The organism is Burkholderia sp. Bp9015 (assembly GCF_003853505.1).
GTDB lineage: Bacteria > Pseudomonadota > Gammaproteobacteria > Burkholderiales > Burkholderiaceae > Burkholderia.
Genome location: NZ_QTPZ01000071.1, coordinates 1 through 10,287 on the forward strand (window position 1 = coordinate 1; position 10,287 = coordinate 10,287).

At 59.8% G+C, this 10,287-nt stretch carries 10 protein-coding genes; 8 read left to right on the forward strand and 2 right to left on the reverse strand.

The features are described from left to right. The first annotated feature begins 160 nt into the window (after positions 1-160). From DIE12_RS37375 to DIE12_RS37385, 3 genes are read left to right on the forward strand one after another with little or no spacing between them, the layout of a single operon-like run. On the forward strand, positions 161-361 hold the full coding sequence (locus DIE12_RS37375) for a hypothetical protein (RefSeq protein WP_049117251.1): 201 nt from the start codon (positions 161-163) through the stop codon (positions 359-361). 26 nt (positions 362-387) lie between these two features. Then, a complete protein-coding gene (locus DIE12_RS37380; protein ID WP_124551593.1) occupies positions 388-729 on the forward strand; it encodes a hypothetical protein in 342 nt (113 codons plus the stop codon). Between the two features lie 31 nt (positions 730-760). Further along, a complete protein-coding gene (locus DIE12_RS37385) occupies positions 761-1,084 on the forward strand; it encodes a hypothetical protein (RefSeq protein ID WP_124551594.1) in 324 nt (107 codons plus the stop codon). Between the two features lie 743 nt (positions 1,085-1,827). Here DIE12_RS37385 and DIE12_RS37390 read toward each other — a convergent pair. Further along, positions 1,828-2,145, reverse strand: a complete 318-nt coding sequence (locus DIE12_RS37390; protein ID WP_124551595.1) for a hypothetical protein — start codon at positions 2,143-2,145, stop codon at positions 1,828-1,830. A gap of 385 nt (positions 2,146-2,530) precedes the next feature. Between DIE12_RS37390 and DIE12_RS37395 the strand changes: the two genes are divergently transcribed. The 5 genes from DIE12_RS37395 to mobF are packed head-to-tail and all read left to right on the forward strand — an operon-like array spanning position 2,531 to position 9,260. Further along, positions 2,531-2,935 (forward strand): hypothetical protein, encoded by a 405-nt coding sequence (locus DIE12_RS37395; protein WP_124551596.1) that lies wholly within the window; start codon positions 2,531-2,533, stop codon positions 2,933-2,935. Then, a complete protein-coding gene (locus DIE12_RS37400) occupies positions 2,919-3,269 on the forward strand; it encodes a hypothetical protein (protein ID WP_124551597.1) in 351 nt (116 codons plus the stop codon). Before DIE12_RS37395 ends, DIE12_RS37400 begins: the two co-directional genes overlap by 17 nt. Beyond that, on the forward strand, positions 3,266-5,296 hold the full coding sequence (locus DIE12_RS37405; RefSeq protein ID WP_124551598.1) for a type IV secretion system DNA-binding domain-containing protein: 2,031 nt from the start codon (positions 3,266-3,268) through the stop codon (positions 5,294-5,296). Before DIE12_RS37400 ends, DIE12_RS37405 begins: the two co-directional genes overlap by 4 nt. Beyond that, a complete protein-coding gene (locus tag DIE12_RS37410) occupies positions 5,296-5,769 on the forward strand; it encodes a hypothetical protein (protein WP_124551599.1) in 474 nt (157 codons plus the stop codon). The genes DIE12_RS37405 and DIE12_RS37410 overlap by 1 nt, the downstream gene beginning before the upstream one ends. Positions 5,770-5,771: 2 nt before the next feature. After that, complete coding sequence (gene mobF, locus DIE12_RS37415; protein WP_124551600.1) at positions 5,772-9,260, forward strand: MobF family relaxase; 3,489 nt, start codon at positions 5,772-5,774, stop codon at positions 9,258-9,260. A 665-nt stretch (positions 9,261-9,925) separates the two neighbouring features. Here the strand turns inward: mobF and DIE12_RS37420 are convergent. Further along, positions 9,926-10,174: a hypothetical protein gene (locus DIE12_RS37420; RefSeq protein ID WP_124551601.1), complete on the reverse strand. Its 249-nt coding sequence runs from the start codon at positions 10,172-10,174 to the stop codon at positions 9,926-9,928. Positions 10,175-10,287 lie beyond the last annotated feature (113 nt).

The window sequence follows — 10,287 nt, forward strand, 5'->3', positions numbered from 1 at the left end:
CGTCCGCGGCGGCGGTCTCCTTATGTCGCCGGGACGACGAACTCAGGGGACTGGCGGCAGCACAGCAGCAGCAGCCGATCAGGCGAAAACAACCCCTACGCCGGGACTCAGAATCTTGGGTCCCGGTCAGCTTGAACACCTCAAACCGCATGGAGCCATCATGAAATCGAATCTTCTTCGCCGCATCGCCGCTTTCTTTCTGGGCTGTGACCTGAACGCAGAAATCCGCGTTCTGCATCGGTGGCGCCGCGAGGAAGATGACATCCGGGCCGTGCGGGTGGAGACGACGGTGGCGGGCGAGCGCAAGCGCGTCACGCTGTATCGCCATGCCCCCGGCGCGTGGTCGCCGATGCCCCTCTAACACGTTCGACAAGCGAGGAACCAAATATGAAAGTGGCCTTTGATGCAACGTTCTCAGTTTCGATGTCGGCTGCCGAATGGGCACTCTTCTGCAATCAACCCGGTGTTGATCTGGTTGCGAACAGGCTGAGCGTCGCGGCATCTAACGCCCTCGCGAAAGCGTGGAAGGCGATGACCGGCCCGGAGAATCTGAGCGCATTCGAAGTTGAGAATCTAGCGGTGCGGGAGTGGCAGGCCGTTGCATTGACGATCGAGCGCGACTTTGGCGCTAGTGACTCGGAGCCCCGGAACATCATGAGGGAGCTGGCCGGAAAAGTACTCGGCGCAGTCCCGGCTGAGACGGTTGAATTTTTGCGTGCTTCACGCTAACGGCGTAAGAGCTACCACGGAGCTTATCTCGATGGATGATCAAGCAAACTGTACCGCAAGGGCAATGAGCGCCGCTCGAATCGCGCTCGGGGTGGCCTCTGTGTGCACGATCCAGCCGGATCAGACGGACCACGAGGTGCTCCTTGGCTTCATTGCCGAGATAGCCACCAAGTCGGTCGAATTGATGCCGGTCTGTCCGGCGATGGCTGGCTGGCGGGACAACTTCTTTGAGATTGACTTCGCAATCGGCGAGTGGATCGGACAGCACTACCGGGCACATCGGATGATTCCGGACAGCGCGGAGACCTGCCGGCGATTTGCGAGAATCGTAGAGAGCGAGTACATCCCGTACTAGGCCCGGATTCTGCCGCGCGGCGTTCCAAAGGCGAGACCTAAAGCCGCTGTCGCGCTGCAATCGGGTGCGTCTGGAGCGGCGGTTGACGGCGGGGATTTTCGCCTGCGAAAACGTACGGAAAGCGGGACCTACCGGCCCCTTTCTCGATTGGCGCACGCCGAATCGCTCGGCGTGCGCCAACGTCGCTATCCAGATTTGGAGCAAAGAGCTCGCTCCAAATTTGATCGTCCGATCCATCTCCTGGCGCTGACGCGCCACTCGTTGGATCTCCCGCTGGAGTATGCGCTCCGCGTCGCATTGCTGCGCAATGCTGATGCTCGCGGCGCCGGCAGGGGCCTGCCGGCGAACGTCCGGCCCTCGCGCCATTTCCCGTAGCGCTTGCCAAAGAGCTCGGCGACCTTTCGAGCGCAGGTCGCTGTCCAGATCCCGGTCGTTCCCGACCGGGATTGGCCCATACTCGAGTGAGTTTCGGCGGCGTTGCCGCCTTCACTCACTGGCCAATGAAATTCGACGGCGGCTGGCCACTCCCGCGGGAGCTTCGCACCGCCATCGCGTCCAGCCGCCGGTCGCGGCCCATGCGCTCACGACCCAGCACCGCGCGTTTCCCGACAAGCTCCACCGCAGCCCGCGCTTAACGAGATGTCCACAACAAACCGCGTTATGGACATCTCGCGCGGCGGCCGGCTCTTGCGATCCAAAGGAATCGCGGCCGCCCGTAAGCTGCCGTGGATTTGTGGAAAACGCTACGCCGGCCGTTCTGCGGCCTTTGCTTCGCTCCCGACACCACGCCCGGATTCAGGAGCTACGCCCGTGACTCCGAGAAGCGCCTTAAGCTTCGGCATAGCCCCCTTCCACAGTTCAACCGATATCGAGTCGACGCCTTCACTTTTGAACAGATCGAGAATCGCCTTGCGGTTCCTATCAAGGCTTTGCTTTTCTTCAACCTTCTTCAGTTCTTTCAGACTCGCCAGTTGCCTCTCGGCTTCGGCGATTCTCTCATCGATCGACGCTGCCGGTCGTCGGCCACGCGGCTTCTTGTTTGCTGCTACTTGCTGGTTCATTGGACTCCTCGATTAGTGATGTTGGACCGGACGATGGCGGTAGCGTGCGCCCGAGAATCATCGCTTCCTCACGCTTCGACGGCAATTCCCACCATCGTCCGGTTTTTCCGGTGCATGCCTCTTCCAGCCATCCGTCCGGCCGTGGAAAAGTCAAAACCGCCCCTCTCGAAAGGACGGACGGACAGACATGACGCACGTACCGTGCAGACGTCAAAACCATCGCAACTTGATGATTCATCGCGCTTTTTTGCGCGCCATAATTATAATCACATCTTCCACTGATGTAAATTTACGTCTAGAATTCAGAACAGAATCATTGGGTTAGTAAGTGGTGCAGAATGCACCGCGCGATATCAAAACACGGATTTTGCGGAGAGACCAAAACGTGACCCTTAAATCTGTTCACTTCCGCGTCGAATGGAAGGAATACGAGGTCCTCGAGGAAGAGGCTAAGAAGCGAAAATTGCATCCGAACGCGTACGCCAAGCAGCTCCATCGCGAGGCGATCGCTCAATACGATAGGCGCCATGAGGCGCTACTCGACCAACTGGACTTGCTTCGCAGTCAAGTCGCTGGTCTGCAAGATCTGCTGGTTAAGACTGCGGCTTTGTCCGCCGGCGCGGTCGCTGCCGCGGCCTTTCCCCCGGGTATGGCGACCGCTCTCCCAGCCCAGATGCGGGATCAAGTCAAAGGTCACATCTCAGCATCGGTGAGGGAGGGGCAGCGGATCAGTCGCGCGTTCGACGAAGGCGCTTTCAAGTTAGGGGCGCCCGATGCTACTTCCGATTGAATTCGCTTCCGTCAACGAGCGGACGCAGCTTCGGCCGGGGCGATATGGCGTCACGTGTTTGACATTCGCAAGTTCAGGGCAACGGGAGTTCGCATTCCAGTTCGAGTACCGCCTTGAGGGTGACCCCGCGGTCGTCGCGATCGACATGGTTTTCATCGGGATAGACGGGACGGTTCGAGCAGCGGATTTCTTGCGAATGCCGGATCTTGGGTGGCGCGACAACTTTGGCGCAAGATCAGATGCGCTTGACGCGCTCCTTCCGCAGGAGATCTTGGGTATGCAGCTCGCTCGCGTCGATGATGCAGGCGTCCAGAACATTGGGGAAGTATCGTGACGGAAAAGGTAATCTCTGATGCCGGAGCGGGGCGCGCGCTCTTTATGACTCGCGTCAAGCTGACGGTCCACGCTGCCTCAATGGCATTTTGTGTCGGCGCCGTTCCTGCGATGCTCCTGCCCAGCGTTTGGTGGATGAGGACGCTTACGGCGCACGATGTCGACCTCGTCAAAGCCAATATCCTGTCGCACGTAGTCGATCAAGCGAGTCCTCGGCGATGGCGAATTCGCGATAGTGCGGGGGAGGTGAAGATCCTGACGGTCGTCAAATCGGACGGCGAGTTGGCCCAATGGTTGACACCACCGCAGTTCCGATCGGTCGTTCCGGACCTCGCTCGACCAGTCACCGCATTTCGGTATGTCTCGTGGATAAGCGTCGGGCTCGGATTGGCTGGCTATTATGCCGTGTGGCGATCGCTATCGAGGTTGGGCCGACGCGCTCGTGAGAACAAGCACGTCGACGGCGCGAAGGAGATCGTGGAACCGAGCGAGCTGTCGAAAGCAGTCCGCCGGAAGGAACCGGGCCCCTACACGGTCCTTGACGTCGCATTGCCGATCAAGGCGCCGATGCAGGGCGTCATGTTTGTTGGCGCTCAAGGCACCGGTAAATCGTTGGGCATCCACGATCTCATGCTTCAGGCGTTCGCGCGGGGGCGGAAGAGCGTGATCTACGACCACTCAGGAGAGTACTTCCGCGCCTACTTTCGTCCTGGTAAGGACTTGTTCTTCAACCCCGCGATGCTTGGCTCGGTCCCATGGTCGATCTTCAGGGAGCTTGAGAACACTTACGATGCGGACAGCCTTGCGCATGCATTCCTGCCGCCGAAGGGGGGTGTGGTCCATGGTGCGAGCGCCTTCTTCGAAGACGCCGCGCGGACCCTGTTCTCGGTAATGGTTTTGCGGTTGAGACAACGCGGTGCAGTCCACACCAGGCTCATTTCAGAGGCAATTCTCTCGATGCCGGAGGACGAGCTCGCATTACTCATTGAGAAGTCGATAGCCAGCTCGGCAGTCGGTGGTGATTCGAAGGGGCAACGACAGGGCGTCATCAGCTCGATTGCGATCTACCTGAATGGCATTTCAGCCGTTCAGGACGGCACATGGACGATGCGTCAGTTCTATGAGAAGGACGACGACGCACGGTTGTTCCTGCTGGGGACGGAGGACACGTATGCGATGTTTCTCCCGCTTTACCGTTTGCTGATATCTATCGCCTTTCAGACTATTGCGTCCCGTCGCGAGGTTTGCCACGAAGACCGATATTGGTTTTTTCTCGACGAAGCACACGTCCTTGGTGACATCAAACTCGACGAGCGACAGGCAACATTGCGGAAGTATGGGGTTTGTGTCGCAGCAGGTATTCAGGCGGATAAGCAGTTCAATACATCGATGGGCGCCGACCGTGCCGAAACGCTGATGAATTGCTTCAACACCACGGTCACCCTTCGATTGAATGAGCCCAACATGCAGGAGCGCATGGCCCGTAGGCTCGGGAAAAGCGAAACCGCCGTGGTTAGGACCGGGCAGGCCATTGCTGTTACAGATTGGCGCGACGGCGGTCAGTTGAGCCAGGACGAGCGCGAAAAGTGGGTGGTCATGCCGTCAAAGATCGGGTTGCTCGAAAACTGCACGGCATACGTTCAGGTGGCCGGAGGATATTCGCCGGCACTCGTGAATTATCAGCACTGGTTGCCAAAATGGTACCGGCCATGGCCGCGGGTCAACCGCTTCCGGGAGAGGCTAGGCGACCCGCCGCGCGATCCGCGCTTCAAGATTGTTGCCGCGGACGGGCAGGACGCGATCGAGAGTGTGCGGGTCGAGGCGGAGGCGTTGAGGGCGGAGGCGGCGGCAGCAGCAGCTGCTGCTTCGGTTGAAGCCGGGGGGACGCCAGCCAAGCCGCCTGGAAAATGGATCGTGACCGATCTGGACACTGGGGAAGTGCTTGTGGCCACGCCGGATGCCGGGCAAGAAAACGGTCCGTCGAGCGACCGAGATGCGTCGCAAACGGAGTATGAGGGGTTGTTCTGATGACGTCACTTCTTAAGAAATGGCTGTTCATGGGTGTCGCCTGCGTTGCTGTGCTGATTTGGTTCTTCTTCGCCCAACTCTGGTCAATCGCATCGGATTGGATGGGCTCGCGCGATGGAGGAGTGCACGCGCTGTCCGCGCAGGAACTGGCTGGGATTCGGGCAATTCGTTACCTGCCGATCGACCGCCAGGTGACCACGCTGACTGTGTCGGATCTCCGTGTGCTCGGGCATTCCGGCCAGGCAGCCACGGTAGAGCTGCAGCTGACGAGCAGCCAGCCGACCTCGCTGTACCCGGCAATACGGGTGTATTTACAGGCGGGAAGTCGCACAGTTCGGACCGTGCTATATCGCCCGACTGAGTACCCCCATCGTGATCGGCTCGAAACTGAAGCGGTTCGGCTGACCATCCCGCTGCAGGCCGGGGAAACCGGGTTCACGGCAACGGCATACTTCGACTTCAGTGGGGTGTAACGGTGATCTCGAAGGAGCCGATTCGGAGCGTTGCGGACGCAGCGCGATATCACGACAAGTCGTTCAACCAGGACGCCGGGAAGAAGGCGGACAACTACTATGTGAACGAGAAGGCCACCGCCCTTTGGCAAGGCCGAGGTGCCGATCTTCTTGGACTGAGAGGGAAGGCGGTCACGAAGGAGGAATTCGTCCAGTTTCTCAGCGGGCGTATGCCTCACCCGGACACCGGGAAGATCCAGAATCTGGCGAACAACAGCAAGGGCGGGAACCGGCGAGCGGGTATTGATTTCACGATCGCTCCGCCAAAGAGCGTTTCGATTGCCGCCCTCGTTGGTAAGGACGATCGCGTGATCGCGGTGCACTTGGCAGCCAATGCACGGACGATGGAGTGGTTCGAGAAGCACGCCTCGCTGATTCGCGTGAAGGACAAGGACGGCCGTAATCGTCCGGAGTTGGCGGGAAACCTTCTCTATGCAACCGTGTTGCATGAGACGAACCGCGAGAACGAGCCACAGCTTCACAACCACAATGTGATCGTCTCGGCCGTCTACGACGGGTCTCGGCATTCATGGCGGAGCCTCACCAACGACCTCCTCCTCACCCTGCGAGCTCGAGGTGACGTCATTTACAAAGCCGAGCTTGCGGCGGGCCTGCGGCATCTTGGCTATGAGCTGGAGTATGGGGCGAACGGTGTTGACTTCGAGATCAAAGGATTTACTCGCGAGCACGTGGAAACGTTCAGCACACGTGCTGTACAGGTCCGCGAGGCGCTGCTGAAGCGAGGTATTGATCCGGGCGAGGCAAGCTTTGATGCTCGCAGAGTGGCGAAGCTCGATAGCCGTGCGGCGAAGCAGGAACATCCGCGCGACGTTCTGCAGTCGGTCTGGGAGGAAACTGCCAAAGGTGCCGATTTGGATGTGGGGCCGATCGTACAACGCGCTCAGGGAAGAGTCGCCGATCGGCAGGCTCGCCATGACGGTACCGTGGAACGTAACGAGGGACGTGATCAGGCAATGGTGACGGCGCAAGGCCGAGAGGAGCCAGCGAAGCGCGATCGCGACAATCCGTCCGCGTACGATTCGCGCGAACGGGCATTGCGCGCCGTTTCGTGGGCGGTCGAACACCTGACCGAACGTGAGCAGGCTTTCACGCTGGTCGATCTCGAGATAGCTGCCGTGAAATTCAGCCGGGGCGGTATCGATGAGATCGAGTGGGCTATTGACCAGCACGTCAGGAATCACATGTTGGTCGATCGTGGACTGTCAGACGGTGGGCAGATTCTATACACGACACACAAGGCGATCGACAGCGAATTGAAGCTCGTGGAACACATTCTCGCCGGGCGCGACGCGGGCAATGTCGTGCTTGCGAGCGAAGAGGTGTTCCAAGCGGCAATCGCGACGTTCGAGGCAAAGAAGTCCCAAGAGCTCGGGGAGCCGTTCAAGCTTTCTGGTGAGCAGGTGAGGGCGGCCAGGAACGTGCTGATGCACCCGGACTCGATTCAAGGCATCCAAGGCGAAGCGGGTACCGGCAAAACGGCAGCTCTCGCGATGGTGAAGGACGTCGCCGAGGCTGCGGGGTGGGAGGTGTTCGGCGTAGCAACTTCTGCGGCGGCGGCAACGGAGCTCGAGGCGTCGAGCGGGATTCAGAGCGACACCGTCGCAGGCTACTTTGCAAAGCGCGACAGCGCGATTCGTGCGGTTGAGTTGCGGCTCGCCGAGCTCCGGTCCTCCATTGAGGGTCGCGCAACTATTCGCGGTATCGACGATGCGCGCATCGAGACCCGCAGGATGGCTGTAAAGAGCGAGGGCATGAATTTCGGTAAGCACCGTTACACGTTCGACCATCAGCGTGGCGAGGTATTTCGATCGCCGGACAATCTGCGAAATGCGATCGGGGCGACGCTCTCTGAGCTCGCCGGCCGCCATCGCGACGCCGCCATTCAGGCTCAGGAGGCGGCGGTAACGCTCGGCGAGCGCGCTCGTGCAGGCGTCCGGGCCGCGGCAGTGAACGTTTCCGGGTCGCTCGGCCGCCGGCTGACGAGCTTCGAGCAGGTAGGGACGGCAGAAGCAGTCGCGGCGCGAAACACCCTCTTTCTCGAACGGCGCGGTCCGGCAAGCGAACTTCACGCCGAGTACGCTCAAACCCAGGCCAAGCTCGACAACCTTCGACGGTATGGCAACGCAGAAGGAAAGAAGACGTTGCTGGTGATGGACGAGTCGTCACTCACTGGCGCATTCGATACGGAGAAGATCGTGCGTTTAGCGCGAGAAATTGGCGCACGGACCGTACTACAGGGTGACGTGAAGCAGCATGGGAGTGTCGCCGCGGGCCGGGCATTTGAGCAGGCACAGGCGGCCGGCATGCACATTTCCGTGCTTGAGGAAACGCGGCGGTTCCGGGACGCGACCGCGCAAACACGGCAAGCCCTTATTGATATGAAGGCGGGGAACTACGCCAGGGCGATAGGGCGTCTGGACACTCTGGAGGTTGAGGAGAAAGACCTCGCGAGCACCGTTGCAGAGCGATACCTGACAAACCTGGAAGAGCTGAAGGGGAAGGGTATCGACGGGCCAAAGGTCGGGGTCGTGGCTGTGACGAACGACGATCGCAAAGCCATCAACAGTGCGATTCACGCGCTGCTATTGGATAAAGGATTGATCAGTGGGCCAGACTTCGCGAAGCCGCACCTAGATGATCCGAAGATGACGCAAGCGGAACAGCGCTACGCGTCTATGCTTCAGCGGAACGGCGTCGATGCACTGATTTTCCGAAAGACGTATCGCGAAATCGGCGTCGAGAAAGGCGATGTCCTCAAGGTGACCGGGTACGACGTCCAGAAAAATCGCATTTATGCGACCAATACGACTGGAAAGCGGATCGAGATCAATCCGCAGCGACAGGACTTTTTCTCGCCGGCCATCCGGGAATCGCGTGTTTTCGCAGTCGGAGACCGCGTCGAAACCCGAGCGATCATACGATTGCCTGGCCAGGAACTGAACCGAATAGACAACGGATCGCAGGGCGTCATCGTTGCAATCGATCATCACGGCGCGCGGGTGCGATGGAACCGTGGCGGACAGGAGTCGGCATTGATGGACGCGGATATGCGGTTCATCGACCATGCGTATGCCCACACCTCGTACAAGGAACAAGGGGCAACGAATCACCGGGAAATTATTGCCGTCAGCGAGATCGGTGCTTACGTGTTCAACAGGGAAGCAGCTTATGTTGCCGCCTCGCGTGCGAAAGACAACACGGAGGTCGTGACCTCGCATCTGGAGAAGCTATTGGAAAATGCCGGGCGAGCGGTAGAGAAGACAACCGCTGTCGAGTTCCGGCGGCCCGATGCTCCTGCCGGCGCCGGACCGCGCGCGCAGGCTGGTCAACGCGAAGCCGCACACGAGACCAAAATCGCACACGACCAGGCGCGAGAGAAGCAAAAGGCATTGGAGAAGGTGCAGGATCCAGGGAACTTGCTTGGCTTCTGATGCTATCGGCGGGCGTCGGCGCGCGTCCGCTGAAAGTTCAAGCCCCGCTTTTGGGGTGGATCATTGAGGGAGGTTACGATTGAAGAGGCTTATCTACCTTGGTGCCGTTGCGATTCGCTGTGGATATTGCTGTCGACCCGCGTGGGCGAGCGCGTCGAATGGGCAATGGTGTGCCTGGTGTAAGAACGGCGCTGCTAAATTGGAATAGTCCGATGAACACTGTCATCGAGGCTGCAATTCGTCCTGTTTGTGATTCGCTAAATAGGATCCCTGGCGTCACAACGCTATGGTCGTGTCAGGGGCACCCGTTCCGTCTGTCACGTCCATACGTCGTGTTCATGGCACCCGAGTCAGTTGCGCTTGATGTGCATCGCCTTCTCGGCGCAGGCGATGGTGCCGGCGCGCTGCGGTACCCATGGTGGTTGAACGCGAACTTCCGTGAAAGTGGCGACCTCCAATGGTGCCTCGAACCGAACTATCGCTTCCCACGGTGGCAGTACCTGCCGCTTGCCCGTCGCACGGTCGATGACGAACTACTCCGCCTCGGGGCGCTGATCGGCACGCTGCATAGGTAAGCGTCGCGTGGCCCGGAAACTAAAAGCGTCGTACGGGCGGAGCCGTTAGATGCTCCGCCCACCTCATTTCAGTTACAGACCGTACGACTGTCAGTCTTTTCCACGCTGTGACACCCACGACTGGCAGCGGCCGACCACGGTGCCTTGCATTTCCTGCGTGAATGCAGTGAGGTCGGCAAGCACGTCATCTTTCGATGCGCCCGGCAACGCGACCAGCACACCGAGCGTTGCGCGCGTGCGCTTGACGATCACATCGCGCGAGGCGACAACGGTATCGCCGGTTTTGGGATCGCGCAGATAGCGCTCGCCGAGCTCGGTGGCAGCGTCGCTAACCCCCAACGCCTCCAGTTTCCCCGCCAGGACGAGCAGTTTGCTGTAAGCGTCAATTCGAGGCCGTCTTGACGATCAGAACTTGACCTCTGAGAGCCGCTGATTCGCGAGCACGAGATCGA

What these genes read in the sequence shown, in the direction of transcription:
- DIE12_RS37375 (WP_049117251.1), top strand. Translation starts at nt 161, where the DNA reads ATGAAATCGAATCTTCTTCGCCGCATCGCCGCTTTCTTTCTGGGCTGT.
- DIE12_RS37380 (WP_124551593.1), top strand. Translation starts at nt 388, where the DNA reads ATGAAAGTGGCCTTTGATGCAACGTTCTCAGTTTCGATGTCGGCTGCC.
- DIE12_RS37385 (WP_124551594.1), top strand. Translation starts at nt 761, where the DNA reads ATGGATGATCAAGCAAACTGTACCGCAAGGGCAATGAGCGCCGCTCGA.
- DIE12_RS37390 (WP_124551595.1), bottom strand. Translation starts at nt 2,145, where the DNA reads ATGAACCAGCAAGTAGCAGCAAACAAGAAGCCGCGTGGCCGACGACCG.
- DIE12_RS37400 (WP_124551597.1), top strand. Translation starts at nt 2,919, where the DNA reads ATGCTACTTCCGATTGAATTCGCTTCCGTCAACGAGCGGACGCAGCTT.
- DIE12_RS37410 (WP_124551599.1), top strand. Translation starts at nt 5,296, where the DNA reads ATGACGTCACTTCTTAAGAAATGGCTGTTCATGGGTGTCGCCTGCGTT.